We start from the raw sequence: 20,302 nt of genomic DNA, 5'->3' as shown, positions 1-20,302 counted from the left end.
CCCATTTGCGTAGACCATGGGCGCCTTGGTTTTTTGCCTGTTTCCGAGTTCTTTGCCATGACTGCCCAATCTCCGGCCAAACCTGCGCCGTTCAGCCGTTCCGACTACAAGACCCTCGGCCTTGCGGCCCTTGGCGGCGCGCTGGAAATCTACGATTTCATCATCTTCGTGTTCTTCGCCCTGACCCTCAGCCAGTTGTTTTTCCCGCCGGAAATGCCCGAGTGGCTGCGTTTGCTGCAAAGCTTCGGGATTTTCGTCACCGGTTATCTGGCGCGGCCCTTGGGCGGTATTCTGATGGCGCATTTCGCCGACAAACTCGGGCGCAAGAAAGTCTTCAGCCTGAGCATCCTGATGATGGCGCTGCCGTGCCTGCTGATCGGGATCATGCCGACCTACGCGCAGATCGGTTACTTCGCACCGTTGCTGTTGCTGGCGTTGCGCATCCTCCAAGGTGCAGCGGTAGGCGGTGAAGTGCCGAGCGCCTGGGTGTTCGTCGCCGAGCACGCGCCGACCGGCCATCGCGGTTATGCCTTGGGCTTTTTGCAGGCCGGGCTGACCTTCGGTTACCTGATCGGCGCGTTGACCGCGACGTTCCTCGCACAAGTGTTCACCCCGGCGGAAATCCTCGATTACGCCTGGCGTTACCCGTTCCTGCTCGGTGGCGTGTTCGGCGTGATTGGCGTTTATCTGCGCCGCTGGCTGAGCGAAACCCCGGTGTTCATGGCCATGGAAGCGCAGCGCGAAGCGCGGGTAGAGCTGCCGCTGCGCACGGTGCTGCGCGAGCACCGCCTGGCGATGCTGCCAGCGATGCTGCTGACCTGTGTGTTGACCTCGGCGGTGGTGGTGTTCGTCGTCATTACGCCGACCATGATGCAGAAAACCTTCGGCATGACCGCCAGCCACACCTTCGCCCTCAGTGCACTGGGCATTGTCTTCCTCAACATCGGCTGCGTGATCGCCGGGTTGCTGGTCGATCGCATTGGCGCGTGGCGCACGGTCATGCTCTACAGCCTGTTGCTGCCATTGGGCGTCGGCGTGCTTTACGGTTGTTTGATCAGCGGTGGTGATTGGGTCGGCGCCGCCTACGCCTTGGCCGGTCTTGCGTGCGGTGTTGTCGGCGCAGTGCCGTCGGTGATGGTCGGGTTGTTCCCGGCGCGTATTCGCGTGTCAGGCATTTCCTTCACCTACAACATTGCCTACGCCGCATGGGCCAGTATCACACCGCTGCTGCTGATTGGTCTGATGCCATGGAGCCCATGGATCTGCGTGATGTTCTGCGCGGTGATGGGTGTGGTGGGCCTCCTGACAGCGGCGTATTTCGGCTCGCGGATGCCGCGCACGGGACCCTGCCAGGTGGCGGGAACTGCCTGACTCGGTAGCTTGGAACTATTTTTGACCGTCGGGTCGCAAACGCTCTTCAGAAAAGATTTTCAAGGCCGATGGTTAGGCTGCATCCCGCTTTCCAACCTGCCCATCGGTACTCCCCATGTTCAACAAACGCTTGAAGCAAGAGCTGGCCGCTCTTCGTGAAGAACTCTCCAGCCTCGTGCAGGTAAAGGAAAGCCTGGAAAGCGAGATGCTGGTGCTGAACCTTGAGCCCGACGGGCGCATTCAGTCGGTCAACCAGAACTTCCTCACCGAGATGCTCTACAAGAGCCAGGACCTGATTGGTCGGGCGATTGAAGACATCGTTCCGGCGCACGTGAAGTCCGACGAATTCCATCATCGCTTCAAAAACGCCATGACCCGTGGCGAGCATTTCGCCGGTGCCGTACGCCTGTTGCGTGGCAATGGTGAAGAAGCGTGGCTGCGTTCGATCGTGCAACCGGTGCGTTCTTCGGACGGGCGAATCAAGCATATTTCGCTGTTCGCCAGCGACCTGACCCGCACCATCGAAGCTTCTCGTGAACACGAAAACCTGATCGGTGCGCTGGTGCGTTCGACCGCGGTAATCGAGTTCGACCTCAACGGTAATGTGCTCAACGCCAACGATCGCTTCCTCAGCGGCATGGGTTACAGCCTGGCGCAGATCAAGGGCAAACATCACCGCCTGTTCTGCACCCCGGAGGAATACAACAGCGCCGAGTACCAGAACTTCTGGCGCCGTTTGAACAACGGTGAATTCGTCGCTGATCGCTTCAAGCGTGTCGACAGCCATGGTCGTACGGTGTGGCTGGAGGCGTCCTACAACCCGGTGGTCGATGCCAACAACAAACTGTACAAAGTGGTGAAGTTCGCCACCGTGATCACTGATCAGGTCAACCGCGAACAAGCCGTCGCCGACGCAGCCAGCATCGCCTACAGCACCTCGCAGCAAACCGACAGCACCGCGCAACGTGGCACCACCGTGGTCACCGAGGCGGTGAATGTGATGCGTGATCTGTCGCGGCACATGCAGGCTGCCGGTGAGGGCATCGAGGCACTGAACGAGCAGTCGCAGGTGATCGGCACCATCGTCAAAACCATCAGCGGCATTGCCGAACAGACCAACCTGCTGGCGCTCAACGCTGCCATTGAGGCGGCGCGCGCCGGTGAGCAGGGCCGTGGTTTTGCGGTGGTGGCCGACGAGGTGCGACAACTGGCCTCGCGCACCAGTCAGGCGACTGAAGAGATCGTCACCGTGGTGCGGCAGAACCAGGAAATGGCGCGCAACGCCGTGGCGCTGATGACCGACGGCAAGCTTCAGGCTGAACAAGGCCTGGCGCTGGCGGCCGAGGCGGGCACGGTGATTGTCGAGATTCAGGACGGTGCGCAGAAAGTCGTGAATGCCGTTGGCCAGTTCGCCAACCAACTCTCCCACTGACCTGCACTGATCCCATGTGGGAGCGAGCCTGCTCGCGAAAGCGGTGTGTCATTCAACATTGATGTGACTGACCTATCGCCTTCGCGAGCAAGCTCGCTCCCACAGGTTTTTCACCCGCCTTCTTTCTGTGGTCTGGCGCTACAATCGGCTCCTTTTCCCGCGGAGCAGATCCCATGAGCGATTCCCACCGCCGCCCGGTGCCCCTGAACAAAGCCTACCGTTTGCTCAATCACGGGCCGACCGTACTGGTCAGCGCCGCCCACGACGGCCAGCGCAACATCATGGCCGCCGCTTGGGCCATGCCGCTGGATTTCGAGCCACCGAAAGTCGCCGTCGTCCTCGATAAATCCACCTGGACCCGCCAGTTGCTCGAAGCGTCCGGCACCTTCGTGCTCAACGTCCCGTGCGTCGATCAGGCCGACATCGTGCAAACCGTCGGCAATACATCTGGTCTGGAAATCAGCCAAAGCCAGGGACAGGATAAATTTCAGGCGTACGGCCTGCAGACCCTCGCCGGCGAACAAGTCGAAGCGCCGCTGCTTGACGGCTGCGTCGCCTGGCTGGAATGCCGTTTGCTCCCGGAGCCGCGCAATCACGAGCAATACGATCTGTTCCTCGCCGAAGTCATCGCCGCCCACGCCGATGAGCGTGTGTTCAGCGACGGGCGCTGGCATTTCGAAGGGCACGATGGTTTGCGCACCTTGCACCACGTGGCGGGCGGGCATTTTCTGACGATTGGTGATGCGGTGGATGGCAAGACGCTAGCGGTCTGAATGACGGCTGATGGCAAAACATTGCGGGATGTTGCAAGGTAGAGGGCATCGTCGAACCCAATCAGGCGCATACCCTCATGGACTTTCCCCTTTCGAGTTATCTGGCGCCGTTGCTGTCGTTGGCCCTGTTGTGGACTGTGGCCGTGGTCACGCCCGGCCCGAACTTCTTCAATATCGCGCAACTGGCGGTCAGCCGTTCCCGCCGCCACGGTGTCGTCGCGGCGCTCGGCGTGGCCAGCGGAACCGTGTTGTGGGGGCTGGCGGGTGGCTTGGGCATTCAGTCGCTGTTCAGTGCCGCGCCGACGCTGTACCTGAGCTTCAAGATTGCCGGTGGCTGCTACCTGATCTACCTCGGGCTCAAGCAGTTCAAGCGCAAGGCGCCGATCGTCGCGGGTACGCTGGATGACTCGCAGCAAACGTTGCTCGGCGCTTATGGCCGCGGCTTTCTGGGCAACATGACCAATCCCAAGTCAGCATTGTTCGTCGCCACCATCTTCGCCACGGCCATGCCGGCTCACATCCCGCCACTGTTACTGGCGCTGGCGGTGATGACCATGGCGACGTTGTCGTTCAGCTGGTATTGCTGCGTGGCGCTGTTCTTCGCCAGTCGCCGGATCGCTGGTGTGTATGAGCGTTCGCGGCAGTGGCTGGATCGGTTCGCGGGTGGCTGCTATCTGTTGTTTGGAACGCATCTGCTGGCGAATCGCTGAGCCATAGATCTTGGATGTGAAAGCTGTTTGGCCTCGTAGGCTTCGATAAGGCTGATCATGATGTCGAAGTGATCCCCTTCAGCAGTGCCCGGTACTGGCTCGTTGTCGAAAAGTGCAGACACGTTCTTAAGCGCCGCACGATAGTCGTCTTCGTTATGAATGGGGCGTACGTTCATGGATTACTCCACTTCAAAGGAGTCTGCCTCATAGGGCAATAAGGGACGCCAGGTTTATGCCGGGCAACGCCAGGAGATAAGAATCCGATGCCTGCACGGCATCGGATTTTTTATGCATTGCGAAGACTACGTAACCGGCTGAACGTTATCCAGCGCCTGATTTACCGCCAGTTCACTCAGCATGACGATTTGCGCGATGCCCAGCGCGGTCTTGCGGTGCGCGGTATCCAGCACAGCGGCGAAATTGTTGAGCATCTCCGTGACCGAGCCCAGGGTTTCGCTGGCATTGGCCAGCAGGGATTCGGTGTCGTACACCGGGTTGGCGAGGTACATGGGTTCAGCTACGCGGGTGGACGCCATGATGTGAATGGCCGGTTTGAGGTAGTGGTCGAGGGCGCGGTCGGCCGCTTCGTTGAGTTTTTTGCTGTCGATGGTTGCGTACGGGGATGTTGGGTCGGTGTCTGTTTCGGGGGGATTGGGTGTTGGTTTTTTCATGGTGTTCTCCGATCAGGATAGGAGCTGGCCGATTCGGTTTCCGAACGAATAGGTGGCAGCTGTACGCAGGTTGGAAACCCGGGGAACGGAGAACCCGGTTGACCCGAAGGTCTCCCGCGCACAGCCGCCATAACGGAGTGCACACCATGAAGGTGCGCAAGGATACGTTATGAAAGGCGCTTGTGCGCTCGGTTCTACTCGGGGTTTCCAATCCCGGTCACTGAATTGGCAGCGACGAGTACAGGCTAGAGAGCTGACGTCCGACGGACAACCTGAAAACCTTGTGGGACGGTTCTCTGTTTACCTCGCAGCTTTTAAACATCCCGATTTGAAATACGCAGTGTGCTAAACAAAAGGCCTACCTCGCGGTAAGCCTTTTTTGTTTGCGTCCTAGCCTCAATCCCCCAACGCTTCCCCTTCACGCCGTGGATCCGCGCCACCCTCCAGCGACGCTTTCCCCTGCGCATCCTTGACCCGCACGATGGCCTGGGTGCCGCTGGTCATGTCGATTTCATTCACCGCATGCCCTTTGTCTTTCAGTGTCTGAATCAGCGCCGGGCTGAACTGGCCTTGTTCCAGTTCGGTCGGGCCGTTGCGGCTGCCGAAGTTGGGCAGGCTGATGGCGCTTTGTGGGTCGAGGCTCCAGTCGAGCAGGCCGACGGTGGTTTTGGCGACGTATTCGATGATTTGCGAACCACCCGGCGAGCCGACCGTGGCGACGAATTCGCCGCTGTGGCGATCGAAGATCAGCGTTGGCGCCATCGACGAGCGCGGGCGTTTGCCGGGTTCGACACGGTTGGCGACTTTCTGGCCGTTCTCTTCGGGGATGAACGAGAAGTCGGTCATCTGGTTGTTCAGCAAGAAGCCCTGAACCATCAGGTGCGAGCCGAACGCGGCTTCGATGGTAGTGGTCATCGACACCGCGCCGCCGAGGTCATCCACAGCAACCACTTGCGAGGTGGAGATGCGCAGCGGCGAGCGGTCCGGCGCGTAGGCCACCTGCACGCCCGGCGGTGTGCCCGGTTTGGCGCTGCCCATGCTGCGTTCGCCGATCAGGCTGGCGCGGCTGGCGAGATAACCCGGGTCGACGAGGCCTTTGACCGGCACCGGCACGAAGTCGGTATCCGCGACGTATTGCGCGCGGTCGGCGTAAGCCAGGCGTTCGGCTTCGGCGATCAAATGCACAGCCTCTGGCGCCGGTTCGATGCCAGCCGGTTTGTCGGTTTTCACCGGTTTGAGCGGTGTCAGCGAAAGACGCGGGTCGTGGGTTTCCAGCGCCTGCAACGTGCCGAGAATCTGCGCCACGGCGATGCCGCCCGACGACGGTGGCGGCATGCCGCAAACCTGCCAGCGCTTGTAATCGGTGCACAGCGGCGCGCGTTCCTTGGCCTGATAGCGCTGCAAATCATTCAACGACAGGCTGCCGGGGTTGGCGTGGCCCTGCACCTTGGCGACGATTTCTTCGGCGATCGGGCCTTTGTACAGCGCGTCCGCGCCTTCGTTGGCGATGCGTTTGAGCACTGCGGCCAGCGCCGGGTTTTGCAGGCGCGTGCCGACGGTTTTGACGCTGCCATCGGCGTTGAGGAAATATTTGGCCATGTCCGGCGACTGGCGGATGATTGGATCTGATTCCAGCAGCGAGTGCAAACGCGCAGAGATCGCAAAGCCTTGCTCGGACAGTTTGATCGCCGGTTCAAACAGCTTCGCCCATGGCAGGCGACCGTGTTGTTTATGGGCCATCTCCAGTGCGCGCAACACCCCCGGTGTACCGACCGAGCGACCGCCGATCTGTGCTTGCGGGAACGACATCGGTTGGCCATCGGCGCGCAGGAACAGCTTCTCGGTGGCGCCAGCCGGTGCGGTTTCGCGACCGTCGTAGGTGCGCACCTGTTTACCGTCCCACAACACGATCATCGCGCCGCCGCCGATCCCGGACGACTGCGGCTCAACCAGCGTCAGCACCGCTTGCATCGCAATCGCCGCATCAATCGCCGAACCGCCCTGACGCAGCATCTCGCGACCGGCTTCAGCAGCCAGCGGATTGGCGGCGGCGGCCATGTGTTTACTGGCGTGACGGGTTTGTAGATCGGTGCGGTAACCGGAAGCAGCCTCCGGTGCCAGCGGCAAGGTCGAGGAGGGCGGGGCGTTGCAGGCGGTGAGGGTCAGGGCGCTGATGATCAGCATCAGGGCTGGCAGGCGCAAGCGGCTCAAGGGCAGGGCTGGAAACACGTGGGGCTCTCCGTCCGTGGGATAAAAGTCTCGGGGACTTTATCGACCGCTCGGTCGCGACGCAAACCGATGGGCATTTTTGTCTTTCTTTTCGGGGCGGATGTTCGCTAGGGTCAACCTCAATTGACTGACCGCACACGTCCCCCTGTAGGAGTGAGCCTGCTCGCGATAGCGGTGGGTCAGTCAGCAATGATGTTGGATGTGATGACGCTATCGCGAGCAGGCTCACTCCTACAGAGGTCAAACCATAAAAATCACAAGAGGCCAATAATGCACAGCGAGTTCCCCACCGAGTCCAGCTACCGCGATCAACGCGAACAGTTCATCGCCGCCGCCAATGCCGTCGGCGCCACGCTCACCTCCTACGCCCATCCACGCTGCGGGCCATTCGGCGAACCGCTGAGTACCGACGTCGCTGTGCTCGGCGATCCGCAAGCCAAACGTCGGCTGGTAGCGCTCAGCGGCACGCACGGGGTCGAGGGTTATTACGGCTCGGACTGTCAGATCGATTGGCTGAAGGCATTCGTACCCGGTTCGCTGCCCAAGGATGTCGCCGTGGTGATGGTGCACCTGATCAACCCATGGGGCACCGCATGGCTGCGCCGGGTCAACGAAGACAACATCGACCTCAACCGTAATCACCTCGATTTCACCGGGCCGCTACCGGATAACCGCGCGTACGCCGCCCTGCATGAAATCTACGCGTGCACTGATCTGAACGGCCCCGAGCGCAAAAGCGCCGATGCCTTGCTCGATGCGCAGATAAAAGAACACGGCTGGCCAGCGGTGATGTCGATTGTCGAGGGCGGTCAGCACAGCCATCCCGACGGGCTGTTTTACGGTGGCCTCGCGCCGAGCTGGTCGAATCGCACGTTGCATCAAATCATCGACGCGTATCTGGCTGGCGCTGAAACCGTGATGTGTTTCGATCTGCATACCGGCGCTGGCGAATACGGCCATCCGATGTTGCTGACCATCACCCAGGCGCCGTACCCGGCACTCGCGCAGGCCCAGGCGATTTATGGTCCATGGCTTTACACCCTGCACACGGGCGCCGACACCCTGAGCGAAACCGGAGTGGCAGCGACGGCTACCGGGTACACCTCACAGGCGTTGCTTAATGCATTGCCGGACGTGCAATTGATGCCGTTCGTGATCGAGTGCGGGACGTATCCGGGGCCGGCTGTGCATCGGCATTTGCGCGATGACCAGTGGCTGCATTTGCATGGCGATCCGCTGGATGCGATAGGGCGTGAGATCAAACTGAATCTGCTCGAGCAGTTCTATCCGACCGATCCGGACTGGCGCGCAATGGTCAGTTTGCGCACTCGGCAGATCTGGGCGAAAGGGTTGTCGGCGTTGGGTAACTGGTCGCGGTAAATCATCAGTGTCTTTGCTGCCGGCACTTTCCTCCGGGCACAAAAAACGGCTCACTTTGCGGTAAGCCGTTTTTTGTATCCGTGCTGCGCGATCTAATTCATACCTGGATCGAACACGTTTCCTACAGCGGTTTTTCAACCTGATCTGTCGGTACCGATTTAGTCGAATGAAAAGGCATTTTCGCGCCTGTAGTACCTCGCCCCCGACCTAGCGGTTGTTCTGCATTTCTCCTACAAATCTTTCAGGTCGACAACTTACGCGCCTTTACCTGAGGATGTTTTCTGTTGTTTTTCCAGGATGGATTTCAGATGAAAAGGATGAGTCCGTTGCCATTCAACTCTATTTTCAGTCGGCCATTGTCATGAGTATTTCCAATGAGGATCGCGATTTTCTGGTGGCGATGGGCAGTCGAATTGCTCACTTACGCACAGTGCACGAGATCACACAGACTCGGTTTGCACGGGCTTTAGGTCTTTCCCGGCAAACCTTTCAGGGCTACGAGGAGGGCACGCGCAGCATGCCGGTCACGACACTGGTGAAGATGGCATTTGCGCTTCGCGTGCCTGTTGAAGACCTGCTCGGGGTTCCCTCGTACACGGAGACGCCCAGACGCAGCTTGACCTCGACGTGGTATCGACGGCTGCAGTCCATCAATGAGCTTTCGAAGGTCCAACAGAAGGTCATTGCGCAGATGCTCGACGCACTAATCGCACAGGCAGCGACCAAAGCGAGCGACGAAGAAAAAGAAATTTGAAGTAACCCAAAGAACGCGGAACCAAGGTGCGCGAACACCCTGGCCCCGCTAACCACAAGCAGCTAAACAGGAGCTAATCATGGCTAAAACCAATCATACGTCATCAACCCCCATCACTGAACGCAGGTTGAAAATCGCCGCTGATTTTTACCCGGTTCACACCAAGGAAAAAACCTACAGCCCCGCCAAACCGGTGCCCTGGATCAGGCTTCGCGGACTGTGGTTGCGGCAGGCGGGATTCGAGGTGAACGAGAACGTCAAAGTGCGTGTGATGAAAGGGTGTCTGGTGATTACAGCGGAATAGATGAATCGTCCGAGTAAAGCCGCAACGCTATTTGCGTAGGAAAAACGCCGCTAACCCTCAAGGGATAGCGGCGTTTTTTAAGAGCCTTTCTGCCGGCTGCTTATTCGGGTGAGTATCCGATAATCCGCAGTTCAAATCGGTAGCAGGACTCGAATACTACCGGTTGTAGATCGGTGCTCAGGGGATTTCCAAAGGGGCAGGTATGAAGCCTTGCTCTCTGAGTGACTTAATGACTCCGCGAATCAGGTAGTTATTGGAAAATCCAATCGTGTACTGCCTTGCTCCGGGGGTAAGCGGTAAAAGCATTCCCTGATCCACCAGTTTTTTTATCAAGTAGGTCCGTTGATTACTCGAATGTTTGGGGAGTACAGCTGCTACATCCGCAGATTTGACTAGCTTCAGTTTAATCGCGGCAGAGAGCACCAGTTCCTCTGTCTCGGTGATCCATTCGCGTTCCCGTGCAAAGGCGATAGCAGGGACGAGAATGCACTTGGTGAGATAAGAATAATTGGTTAGGCGGTCGACCTTTTCAAGCTCGTCGCGTATGCCTTGCAAGACATACGTACACCATTGCTCCAACCCTTCCGTTGTTCCCTTGTCAGCTGTTGCGAGCATTGAGTAATAGCGTTCACGGTCGTTGCAGAACACGGCTGTAGGATTCAATACGCGACCGCCCGTATTGACGTTGAAGCCATATTTCATCAGTAACGCATAGGTGAGCAGTCTGACCACGCGGCCATTGCCATTACCGAACGGGTGTATCCATCCAAATCTATGGTGCGCCAGCGCGACCTTCATCAGGTCATATTTGGGGGAGTCCTTACGGTTAACGAACTCGACGAGTTCCTCCATGTATGCCTGAATCTGGATGAAGTCGGGCGGCAGATGATCGGATTGTGAAATCCGCACACCACCGCTGCGGTATGCGCCTGGCGTTTTGTCGCCTTCGCGTTGGAGATTGTCGACGGTCATCGCGTGTAGCTCGCGGATCGTACGCTCGGTCAGTTCTGCGCCCGGCGCCATGATCTGCTCGATGTAATCCATCGCATTCTCGATGTTGGCTACCTCACGAAGCTGGTCAGTTTCGTGGGCCTTCCCCTCCACTTTGCTCTCAATGTAGTCCGCCAAGGTTGTGTGGTTGCCCTCAATGCGCGCAGAGCCGAGGCTTTCCAGCGCATGGAACAATGACTTGAGTTGGTGAAACACCTGTGGCGGCGTATCGCCTTCGAGTCTCAGACGACGTAGGTGCTCCAGTTCGCTCAAGACATCCACCAGGTCAGAGTCAAAGGAGGGATTGAGCAGCGCCAGGTCGTGATGGAAAAACTCGGCCATGATAATAATTATCTCAAGTGTTATTTTTGATTATCTTGAATTTTCTATTGTGGAGGCCAGGATTTATTGGCTAAAAGCTGAGGTGTGAGGTTAGCATTATCTTGAATTTGATATTTGCTTATGTGAAAAAAGGCGAAGTGCAAAATGTAAGAAAGTCTGACTGATGAGGGGCTGCGATCACACTGATCCAATCGAAAGGGCTGTGGATAGGCCTTCTGTAGGTGGGGAACCGGAGGGGGAATTATTGCAGGCATAAAAAAACGGCCTACCTTTCGGTAAGCCGTTTTTAGTACTTGGTGGCTACACAGGGACTTGAACCCCGGACCCCAGCATTATGAATGCTATGCTCTAACCAACTGAGCTATGTAGCCAAGTGGCGCGCATTATTCCCCTGAAATGGAAAAGCGTCAAGCGTAAATTTAAAAATTTTTTCTACGCTTTCAACCGTTTATCAAAATCACTGGCTGAGCAGCGGCGAAGGGCAGCGTTGGAACCAGCGGCTGGCCTGCTCATAAGCGTGCGCCAATTGCAGGACAGCGAAGTCGGCCTGATGCTTGCCGATGATCTGTAGCCCCATCGGTAAACCGTGCGAATTGAATCCGGCCTGCACACTGGCGACCGGGCAACCCGACAGCGTGCCGGGGATGACCACCTCCATCCAGCGGTGATACGTGTCCATCGCCACGCCTTCGATAGACGTTGGCCACGGCTGGGTTTTGTCGAACGGAAACACCTGAGCGCTCGGCAGCAACAGATAGTCGTAGCGTTCGAACAACTTCGAGATTGCCCGATACCAATCGCTGCGCACCACGGAGGCGGCGAACACTTCGCTGGCCGACAGCTTCAGGCCGTTCTCCACTTCCCAGATCGCTTCCGGTTTCAACAACGCACGCTTCTGCGGATCGGCATAGGTTGCGCCCAACGACCCCGCGACCATCCAGTGCCGCAACGTCCGCCAACTGCTCCACAGCCGTTCCGGCGCGAACCCAGGCTCAACCGACTCAACGTGGCAGCCGAGGCTTTCAAAGTCGGCAAACGTCTTCTCACACAGCGACAGAACGCCGTTCTCCATCGGCAGATAACCGTTGAAGTCGCCCAACCAACCCAACCGCGAGCCCTTGAAATCACGCTCCAGCGGCGCCGCAAAGGCCTCACCGGATTCAGCGATGGACAGCGGAGCCCGTGCATCGCCCCCGGCTTGCACCGACAACAGCAACGCCGCATCCCTCACGCTGCGCGCCATCGGCCCCTCATAACCGAGCTGATCAAAAAACAGATCAGCACTGTCATCAAACGGCACACGCCCCTGTGACGGGCGGAAACCAAAGATATTGTTGAACGCCGCCGGATTACGCAGCGACCCCATCATGTCGCTGCCATCCGCCACCGGCACCAGGTGCATCGCCAGTGCCGCCGCTGCGCCGCCACTGCTGCCACCCGCCGTTTTGGTCGGGTCATACGCGCAAGCAGTCGCGCCAAACAACGGGTTGTAACTTTGCGAGCCGAGACCGAATTCCGGGGTGTTGGTCTTGCCGATAATGATCGCGCCAGCAGCCTTGATCCGCTCGACCATGATGCCGTCGCGCTCAGGCACAAAGTCCTTGTACAGCGGCGATCCCAGCGTGGTGCGAATGCCGTGGGTCAGCGACAGATCCTTGATCGCGTGGGGCAAGCCATGCATCCAGCCACGGTATTGGCCACGCGCCAGTTCGGCATCGCGTTCATCGGCCTGAGCCAATAGATGTTCCGGTGATTGCAGGCTGATCAGCGCATTCACCAACGGATTGAAACGTTCGATATGGGCAAGGTAAGTCTGCATCACTTCCCGGCAGGAAACCTGACGCAGGCGGATGCGTTCGGCGAGCGCGTGGGCCTGTAACAGGACCAGTTCGCTGATGTTATTAGAGTTCATTGCAAGCGGCCTTTCAGACGGCTGGAAAAACGCCCCGCCAGTGCGACGGGGCGGTAAAGATCAACGCATCAGGTTGGTCCACAGACGGTCGGCGAGGCGGATCGCACCTTCGCCGCAAGTCTTGCTGAACACCACGTTGGTGCCCTCGGGAATGTGCAATTCCGGCGCGTCCTTGAGCGCTGCATCAAGGAACGGTTCGACGCCTTTGATCGGGCTCTGATGCTTGAGGAAGTTCTGGGTCATCGCCGAGTTTTCCGGCTGGCTGAGGAAGGCGATGAACGCCTTGGCATTCGCCGGATTTTTACTGCCGGTGGGGATGACCATGTTATCGACCCAGGCCAGCACGCCTTCTTTCGGGTAGAGGTATTTCAGCGTCGGTTTCATCTCGCGGGCACGCATCGACGAGCCGCCCCAGAACATCGACATGTCGATTTCACCGGAGGCGAGGTTCTCGCGAATCGAACCGGCCTTGGAGCTGTAGGTCTTGACGAACGGCTTCTGCGCCTTGAGCAACGTCAGCACCTGCTGCATCTGTTTCGGGTCTTCGCTGCACAGCGGGATATTCAGATAGAGGCTGGCCATGTCGACCATGTCGCTGACCGAGTCGAACATGTTGATCCGCCCTTGCAATTCGGCTGGCGGCTCATACAAAACCTTGTAGCTGTCGGCCGGACCTTTGTAACGCGCGGAGTCCAGCACGACGCTGGTGGTGCCCCAAATGAACGGCACCGAATACGCGCCTTCCGGATCCCAGCTCGGTTTTTTCAGGTTATCCACAACGCTGGCGTAGTAGGGCTCTTTGACCGGGTCGAAGCGCTCCAGCAGGTTTTCCTTGATCAGGATCGGCACGAACTGGTGCGACGGAATCGCCACGTCATAACCGGCGCCGCCCTGTTTCAATTTCGCCAACAAGGTCTCGTTGGAGTCGTAGGAATCGACGGTGACTTCGATGCCGGTCTGCTTCTGGAACCTGGCAAGAATCTCCGGCGAAAAGTAGCCGCTCCAGCTCACCACGTTGAGTTTCTCTGCGGCCTGAACACTGGCGGCCATGCTCAACGGCAATGTCAGAAACAACGAAGTGCCGACGCTTTTTATCCACTTGCTCATGCTATTTCCCCACAGGTCGTAGAAGGTTCAGGCGTTCTTTTTGCCCAACAGGTAAGAGAGGCTGACGAACAGCACCGAGACGCCGAGGATCAGCGTCGACACGGCGTTGACGTCGGGTGTCACGCCCATCCGCAGCAGGCCGAAAATGAAGATCGGCAGGGTCGTGGTGCCCGCTTGTGAGACCATCATCGAGATCACGAAGTTATCCAGCGAGACGATGAAGGCCAGCATCAGCCCGGAGAAAATCCCCGGCATCAGCAGCGGCAGAGTGACCTTGCGAAAGGTTCGCCAAGGGCCGGCATACAGGTCGGCCGAGGCTTGTTCCAGCGACAGGTCCATGTCGTTCAGCCGTGCACGAATCGGCAGGTAGGCGAAGGGAATGCAGAACACCGTGTGCGCGATGATCAGGTTGCCGTAACCCAGCGACAGGCCGATGGTGGAGAACAGCGCCAGCGTCGCCACACCGACGACAATTTCCGGCAACACCAGCGGCAACATGATCGCGCCCATCGACAACTGCAGGCCCTTGAACTTGGCGCCGCGCGAGGTGCCGAGGGCGGCGAGGGTGGCAATCGCCGTGGCGATCACGCTTGCGCAGACGGCGATCAACAGGCTGTTGCCGGCGGCCTGGCGCAAGGCCTGATTGGCGAAGGCGGCGCGATACCAATCGAGGCTGAAACCGGTCCACACCGTCGCCGATTGGTTGGCATTGAAGGAGAACACCACCAGCACCACGATCGGCGCATAGAGGTAAAGGTAGAACAGAAAACTGAAGCCGCCGAAACCGGGAAAGTCCTGCACACCCAGCCCTTTGCGTTTGAATACTCCGATCATCACGCACCTCCTTTGGCGATGCGCTGGCGCTCGGCGCGCAGGGCATACACGGTCAACACCAGCATCACCGCGGCCATCAGCACCAGCGACAACGCTGCGCCGAACGGCCAGTTACGTGCATCGCTGAACTGCCGGAAGATCAGGTTGCCGAGCATCATTCGCGTGCCGCCACCGAGCAGTTCCGGGGCGATCATCGCCCCCAGGCACGGCACGAAGGTGAGGATGGCGCCGGCGAGAATTCCCGGTTTGGCGATCGGTAACACCACTTTGCGCAAGGTGCGCACGCGTCCGGCGTAGAGGTCCTGCGCGGCTTCGAGCAGACGGATATCCATCTTTTCCAGCGTCGCGTAAATCGGCAACACCACGAACGGCGCATAGGTGTAAACCAGCCCGAGCAGCACCGCGCCGTCGGTGTACAACAACTGCAATGGTTCATGGATAACGCCCATGCCCATCAGGCTGTTGTTGATCACCCCGGTGTTGCGCAGCAACAGAATCCACGCGTACGTGCGGATCAGCAGGTTGGCCCAGAACGGCACGGTGATCAGAAAAATCAGCAGGCCACGGCGATGCGCCGGTTGCATGGCCAGCCACACCGCCACCGGAAAACCGATCAGCAACGTGATGATCGTGGTCAGCCCGGCAATGCCGATCGAGCGCAGGGCGATGATCAGATACGAGTCGGCAAACGCGAGGCTGTCATCCAGTTGCCGTTCGAACAGCAGCGAGGTGTAGGCGTCGCTGCTGAAGACTTTGTTGACCCCGCCGTAGGGGTTGGCCTCCATCAGCGAATAGCCGATGACGATCAGAATCGGCACCAGCAGAAACAAACAGATGGCGATCAGCGCCGGGCTGACCCCGAGGAAACTCTGGAAGGCTTTGCGCCGCTCCAGCGTGTTGGCAATCGGTAAGGCGGGCATGGCAATTTCTCCGGCTCAGTCGTGCAGGACGCTGGCGCTTCCGCGGTCGAACAACAGACCGGCCTGGGAGCCGACGGCAAAGCGCAGGCTTTGATCGACGCAATTGGGCGTACGCACGGTGAGGCGCGAACCGTCGCTGAGGCTGACCTGATATTGCAGATCGGTGCCGAGGTAGATTTGCGCTTCGATCCGGCACGGCAGCGCGGCTTCAGTCGCGGCCGATACCAGATGCAAGCGTTCGGGACGTACTGACAGCGTGACGTTGGCGCCGACCTGCACATCGCTGCACGGTTGCGCCGGCAATGGATGACCCGCCGGGCCGGCGAACCACGCCTGACCGTTTTCCACGCGAGTGACGGTGCCTTCGATGAAATTGGTTTCGCCGATGAAGTCGGCGACGAAGCGATTGCGCGGGCGTTCGTAGATATCTTCCGGGCGTCCGACCTGCTGCACTTCGCCTTCGGAAAGCACGGCGATGCGGTCGGACATGGTCAGCGCTTCTTCCTGGTCGTGGGTGACGAAGATGAAGGTGATACCGGTCTTGGCCTGGATGGTTTTCAACTCTTCGCGCATCGCCTGGCGCAGCTTGAGATCGAGCGCCGACAGAGGCTCATCGAGCAGCAGCACTTTCGGATGCGGTGCCAGCGCGCGGGCGAGGGCGACACGTTGTTGCTGACCGCCAGACAGTTGCGCCGGTTTGCGATTGGCGAAGCGCTCCATTTGTACCAGCGCCAGCATTTCGCGCACGCGCTCGGCGATTTGCGCCTTGCTGAGGACTTTGCCCATCGGCTGCGATTCAAGGCCGAAAGCCAGGTTCTCGGCGATGGTCATGTGCGGGAACAGCGCGTAATGCTGGAACACCGTGTTGACCGGCCGCTGGAACGGCGGGCGGTCAGCAATGTTTTCGCCGTAGAGGAGAATTTCGCCTTCGGTGGGAAATTCGAACCCAGCGATCATCCGCAGCAGCGTGGTCTTGCCGCAGCCGGACGGGCCGAGAAGGGTGAAGAATTCGTTGTCGCGGATGTCCAGGTCGATGCTTTTCAGCGCCACCGGGCCGGTCTGCGGATCACCGTAAACCTTGCGTACTGAGCGGATCGAGACCGCCAGCGTTTGCAGCGAATGCAGGGCATTCATGCGTTACCTCCGATTCCCCCATCGCCTGCGACTCGCTTTGCAAAGCGTTGCCGTCGGGCCATGGATATTATTTTTTTGGGCAGGATCGAGATTGCGTTCGGGTGTGAAACCAGCTGTTTTTTTGTTCTGCTGTGGCTCGATTATCAGCCAGGGGTTGCGCGGCGCGACACTTCAATTTAAACATGGCAGGTGTTAGTTAATTTAACAGCCGAAGGTGCCAGGAATCATGCCCGACCACCGTTTGCCGCCGCTCAACGCGGTGCGTGCGTTTGATGCCGCCGCTCGTTTGGGCAGCTACGTCGAAGCCTCGAAAGCCCTGCACGTGACCCAGCCTGCGATTGGCCGGCATGTGAAATTGCTCGAGGACTGGTTGGGCATTCAACTGTTCGAGCGCACCTCGCGCGGGGTCAACCTGACGCCGGCGGGGGAGAAGTATCACCGCAAGATCAGCGCGGCTTTGCAGTTGATCATCGAGGCGGGCAAGGAAGCTCAGCCGAAAGATGCCGAGCGCTGGCTGCGGATCATGGTGGTACCGGGTTTTGCCAAGCGTTGGCTGATGCCGAGGATCGAAGCGCTGCGGCATCTGCGGCCGGGGCTGAAACTGGCCATTGAGCCGAATTCGACTTTTACCGAAGTGGATGGCAAAAGCGCAGATCTGGGCATCGTCTACGGCCTCGACGGGCAATATGCCGACTCACGGGAAGCGCTGATTTGTCCTCGGGTTTTCCCGATTTGCACGCCGGCGTATCTGGCCAGCATCGCACCGATCAACAGCCCGGCCGATCTGGTCAGCCACGAACTGATCCACGTCGATGACGGCGAATGGTGGAACCTGTGGTTCGCCGCGCACGATCTCGATATTCATCTCAATTCCGACATGCTCTACGTCAACAATGACCACGCGCTGTCAGTCGCCGAAAGCGGGCAGGGCATCGCGCTGGCCAACGAAGTGCTGGTGCGCCATGAGCTGGCCAGCGGCAAACTGGTGCGTGCGGTCGATGCTGAGGTGAAGCTTGAGAGCTATCGAGTGCTGACGCCGTCCGCCGAACTCTCGGCGGATGTGGCGTGGTTTATTCAATGGCTCAAGGCTGAGCTGGAAGCGGACTTCCCCGAGGCCGTGATCAACTGAGGCGGAAGCGTGCGGTGTTGTCGCTCAGCGCCTTGCTGCCCTGGCTCAGTGTGTCTGCAGCAAGATTCACTGCGCGTGCACCTTCGAGCAAACGCACGGCAGCCTGATCGACCTGCTGGATATTGCCGCTGACCTCGTCGGCGGTGCTGGCCTGTTCTTCTACCGCCGTGGCGATCTGCGCCAACGTGTCGGTGACGCTCTGCACGGCGCTGGCGATTTCGCCCAGGCGTTCACCGAGACCGGTGACCGACTCGGCATCGGTTTGCGCCTGGCCGCACGCGGCTTCCATCAGAGTCACGGCTTCGTTGACCGTCGCGCGCAGGCTGTCGACCGTACCGGCGATCTGCGCGGTGGACGACTGCGTACGTTGCGACAGGCTGCGCACCTCATCGGCGACCACAGCGAAACCGCGTCCTTGTTCACCAGCTCGCGCGGCTTCGATGGCTGCGTTGAGCGCGAGCAGATTGGTCTGTTCGGCGACACCGCGAATCGTGTCGACGACCAATTGAATCTGCTGGCCTTGCTCGCTGACCCGGCCCAGCGCTGCAGCAGTTTCGTTCAATCGCTGATTGAGCTGTTGAATACTCGCCGTGGTGCGCTGGCTGTCGCGGCTGCTGTCGGCGGCGATGCGCCGGGTGTGTTGGGCGCTGCCAGAAGCCTGCTCGCAACTCTGCGCCACGCCTTGCGAGGTGGCGGCCAATTGCGTGGCGGCTGCGGCGATCTGGCTGATCTGCAACTGCTGCGCTTCGACTTCGCCGAGGGCGCCGCTGGAATGCTCATTGAGACTGCGTACCGCGTTGCTCAGTTGCGATGTCTCGTGATCGACGCCAAGCATGCTCGTGCGCAGTTGCACCACGGCCACGTTGAGCGCGGTGCTGATCGCTGCCAATTCATCGCGGCCCACCACCGGCACTTGCAGGCTGAGGTTGCCGTCGCGCAGGGCTTCGGCGAGCAGGGTGATGCCGCTGGCGCTGCGGCGGATCGAGGCTTGCAGGCAGACAAACAGGTACAGCGCCGCGAGCAGCAGGCAGCCGAAGATGGCTGCGACGATGATGAACTGACGGATCGCTGAGCTGTGGTAAGCGTCGAGTCGTTGGTCCAGCGATACCAGCGATTGCTGACGCAGGGCGGCGAGGTCGGTCAGCAAGGCGTCGAGACTGCGTTCGAAGTCGTCCGGCTTGAGCGTGATGCTGCCGCCGAACACGCCGTCATCAAGGATCTTCAGGCCGCTGTCGAGGCGTTTCAGGCTGTCGTGGTATTGGCTGGCCCAGCTCTGCTGATCTTTCGGCAGGCGTGCTTCGAGCAGCGTGGCGGTTTTGACCAGTTGCTCGCGGGCGTCACCGATGCGGCTGCGCAGGTCGCGCAACTGCAAACGGCTTTGCAGGGTGAATTGGCCGGAGACGACCGAGGCCTGGCCGACGGCGGCAAGGCGTCCAACGCGTTCGATCAGGTCTGGCGCGTGTTGCGTGGAGATCTGCGTGAGCAGATAGGTTTCCAGCCACGGCGCGAGGGTCAGGCGATTGTCCATGACGATCTGTTCGCGCAACGCTTGCAGGGCGCTCAACGCATTGGTGAAGCGCTCGTAACCGTCCGGCCACCAACCGACACCACTGAGGCTTTTCGAATCCAGCCCATTCAGCGCGGTTTGCAGCGCTTGATAGCGGGTGAGGGTTTCGCTTTCCGCGCCTTCGTTTTTCAACGCGTTGCCCAAATCTGTGGTGGCTTGCAGAACCGCCGGTTGCACCGCGTCGAAGGCGCCCATGGCGGCGAGAGTGGCCGGTGTCGGCTGGCGATTGGTTTCCGTGGCGCGCCAACGGGCGGCGCGGTCACGTTGCGCGGCGAGCAGGTTGTCCAGCGCATCCAGCGCAAGCAACTGCCGCACGCCGGCGCGTTCGCCGGAAATCAGATTGAGCTTGTCGCGATAGTCCTGGCCGATCATCAACAGGCTGCCGGCCAACGGCAGAATGAACAGCAGAAACAACAACTGGAATTTACCTGCGAAGCCAAACCGCCCCAGCAATTTGATCCCCGGTGAAAGGAAAGCCTGCATGCCCCATGACTCCTCTGGACACCACGCACCATTGGCGTGCATCGCGGTCGTTCGACGTTGATGTTGTGCCCTGCTAAAAGGCCTCGAAAGTTCACTCTCGCCCGCTCTGTAGGCCGGCTCTGTAGCGAAACTTCCCATTGTCGGTCGCCTTTGTAAGGCGCCCGCGTTCAAGGGGAGAAGCAAGGCAAGATTCAGACCATGGCGTTGCGCTATCACCTTGCAGTCGACGACCAGTCAGTTAGTTAGCTGGCTAAGGGGAT

The 20,302-nt window shown here is 59.5% G+C and carries 17 protein-coding genes, 1 tRNA gene and 1 pseudogene; 8 read left to right on the top strand and 11 right to left on the bottom strand.

The features are described from left to right. Positions 1 to 57: 57 nt before the first annotated feature. From PspS49_RS24720 to PspS49_RS24705, 4 genes are all read left to right on the top strand, one after another. The gene (locus PspS49_RS24720) at positions 58 to 1,371 is read left to right on the top strand and encodes an MFS transporter (protein WP_127929776.1); all 1,314 of its coding nucleotides are present in this window, start codon (positions 58 to 60) and stop codon (positions 1,369 to 1,371) included. A gap of 115 nt (positions 1,372 to 1,486) precedes the next feature. Further along, positions 1,487 to 2,803, top strand: coding sequence for a methyl-accepting chemotaxis protein (locus tag PspS49_RS24715; protein WP_077574532.1), 1,317 nt, complete (start codon positions 1,487 to 1,489; stop codon positions 2,801 to 2,803). A gap of 173 nt (positions 2,804 to 2,976) precedes the next feature. Beyond that, entirely contained in the window at positions 2,977 to 3,576 is a 600-nt protein-coding gene (locus PspS49_RS24710; RefSeq protein WP_160041830.1) for a flavin reductase family protein, read from the top strand. Positions 3,577 to 3,653: 77 nt separating this feature from the next. Further along, the gene (locus PspS49_RS24705) at positions 3,654 to 4,286 is read left to right on the top strand and encodes a LysE family transporter (protein ID WP_160041828.1); all 633 of its coding nucleotides are present in this window, start codon (positions 3,654 to 3,656) and stop codon (positions 4,284 to 4,286) included. Between the two features lie 23 nt (positions 4,287 to 4,309). Here the strand turns inward: PspS49_RS24705 and PspS49_RS29930 are convergent. The 3 genes and pseudogenes from PspS49_RS29930 to ggt all read right to left on the bottom strand — a co-directional run. After that, a pseudogene (locus PspS49_RS29930) lies at positions 4,310 to 4,462 on the bottom strand (transcriptional regulator); the annotation flags it as partial. Between the two features lie 126 nt (positions 4,463 to 4,588). Then, entirely contained in the window at positions 4,589 to 4,957 is a 369-nt protein-coding gene (locus PspS49_RS24695; protein WP_160041826.1) for a DUF6124 family protein, read from the bottom strand. A gap of 396 nt (positions 4,958 to 5,353) precedes the next feature. Then, entirely contained in the window at positions 5,354 to 7,186 is a 1,833-nt protein-coding gene (ggt, locus tag PspS49_RS24690; protein ID WP_160041824.1) for a gamma-glutamyltransferase, read from the bottom strand. 270 nt (positions 7,187 to 7,456) lie between these two features. On the opposite strand from ggt, the gene PspS49_RS24685 reads away from it, so the two are divergent. The 3 genes from PspS49_RS24685 to PspS49_RS24675 all read left to right on the top strand — a co-directional run bounded on the left by PspS49_RS24685 (position 7,457) and on the right by PspS49_RS24675 (position 9,624). Continuing rightward, the gene (locus PspS49_RS24685) at positions 7,457 to 8,566 is read left to right on the top strand and encodes a DUF2817 domain-containing protein (protein ID WP_160041822.1); all 1,110 of its coding nucleotides are present in this window, start codon (positions 7,457 to 7,459) and stop codon (positions 8,564 to 8,566) included. Positions 8,567 to 8,927: 361 nt separating this feature from the next. Further along, the gene (locus PspS49_RS24680) at positions 8,928 to 9,320 is read left to right on the top strand and encodes a helix-turn-helix transcriptional regulator (RefSeq protein WP_238786300.1); all 393 of its coding nucleotides are present in this window, start codon (positions 8,928 to 8,930) and stop codon (positions 9,318 to 9,320) included. A gap of 79 nt (positions 9,321 to 9,399) precedes the next feature. Continuing rightward, a complete protein-coding gene (locus PspS49_RS24675) occupies positions 9,400 to 9,624 on the top strand; it encodes a SymE family type I addiction module toxin (protein WP_123535560.1) in 225 nt (74 codons plus the stop codon). Positions 9,625 to 9,801: 177 nt separating this feature from the next. Here PspS49_RS24675 and PspS49_RS24670 read toward each other — a convergent pair whose 3' ends face one another. The 7 genes from PspS49_RS24670 to PspS49_RS24640 all read right to left on the bottom strand — a co-directional run bounded on the left by PspS49_RS24670 (position 9,802) and on the right by PspS49_RS24640 (position 16,863). Then, a complete protein-coding gene (locus PspS49_RS24670; RefSeq protein WP_150750507.1) occupies positions 9,802 to 10,956 on the bottom strand; it encodes a Fic family protein in 1,155 nt (384 codons plus the stop codon). A 294-nt stretch (positions 10,957 to 11,250) separates the two neighbouring features. Further along, a tRNA-Met gene (locus PspS49_RS24665) sits at positions 11,251 to 11,327 on the bottom strand. 86 nt (positions 11,328 to 11,413) lie between these two features. Next, entirely contained in the window at positions 11,414 to 12,868 is a 1,455-nt protein-coding gene (locus tag PspS49_RS24660; protein ID WP_160041818.1) for an amidase, read from the bottom strand. A 60-nt stretch (positions 12,869 to 12,928) separates the two neighbouring features. Beyond that, positions 12,929 to 13,975 carry an extracellular solute-binding protein gene (locus tag PspS49_RS24655; protein ID WP_160041816.1) on the bottom strand — a complete coding sequence of 349 codons (1,047 nt, stop codon included), beginning with the start codon at positions 13,973 to 13,975 and terminating at the stop codon, positions 12,929 to 12,931. A gap of 27 nt (positions 13,976 to 14,002) precedes the next feature. Beyond that, a complete protein-coding gene (locus PspS49_RS24650) occupies positions 14,003 to 14,809 on the bottom strand; it encodes an ABC transporter permease (RefSeq protein WP_160041814.1) in 807 nt (268 codons plus the stop codon). Further along, on the bottom strand, positions 14,809 to 15,729 hold the full coding sequence (locus PspS49_RS24645) for an ABC transporter permease (protein ID WP_160041812.1): 921 nt from the start codon (positions 15,727 to 15,729) through the stop codon (positions 14,809 to 14,811). The genes PspS49_RS24650 and PspS49_RS24645 overlap by 1 nt, the downstream gene beginning before the upstream one ends. Positions 15,730 to 15,744: 15 nt before the next feature. Beyond that, a complete protein-coding gene (locus PspS49_RS24640; RefSeq protein WP_160041810.1) occupies positions 15,745 to 16,863 on the bottom strand; it encodes an ABC transporter ATP-binding protein in 1,119 nt (372 codons plus the stop codon). A 226-nt stretch (positions 16,864 to 17,089) separates the two neighbouring features. Here PspS49_RS24640 and PspS49_RS24635 point away from each other — a divergent pair, with 226 nt between their 5' ends. Further along, positions 17,090 to 17,992, top strand: a complete 903-nt coding sequence (locus tag PspS49_RS24635) for a LysR substrate-binding domain-containing protein (protein ID WP_160041808.1) — start codon at positions 17,090 to 17,092, stop codon at positions 17,990 to 17,992. On the opposite strand, the gene PspS49_RS24630 is transcribed toward PspS49_RS24635, so the two are convergent. Then, on the bottom strand, positions 17,985 to 20,042 hold the full coding sequence (locus tag PspS49_RS24630; RefSeq protein WP_160041806.1) for a methyl-accepting chemotaxis protein: 2,058 nt from the start codon (positions 20,040 to 20,042) through the stop codon (positions 17,985 to 17,987). The genes PspS49_RS24635 and PspS49_RS24630 overlap by 8 nt on opposite strands. Between the last annotated feature and the right edge of the window lie 260 nt (positions 20,043 to 20,302).

Source organism: Pseudomonas sp. S49, from assembly GCF_009866785.1.
GTDB lineage: Bacteria > Pseudomonadota > Gammaproteobacteria > Pseudomonadales > Pseudomonadaceae > Aquipseudomonas.
The sequence above is the reverse complement of the archived record's forward strand: the minus strand, read 5'-3'. Positions and strand labels throughout refer to the sequence as shown.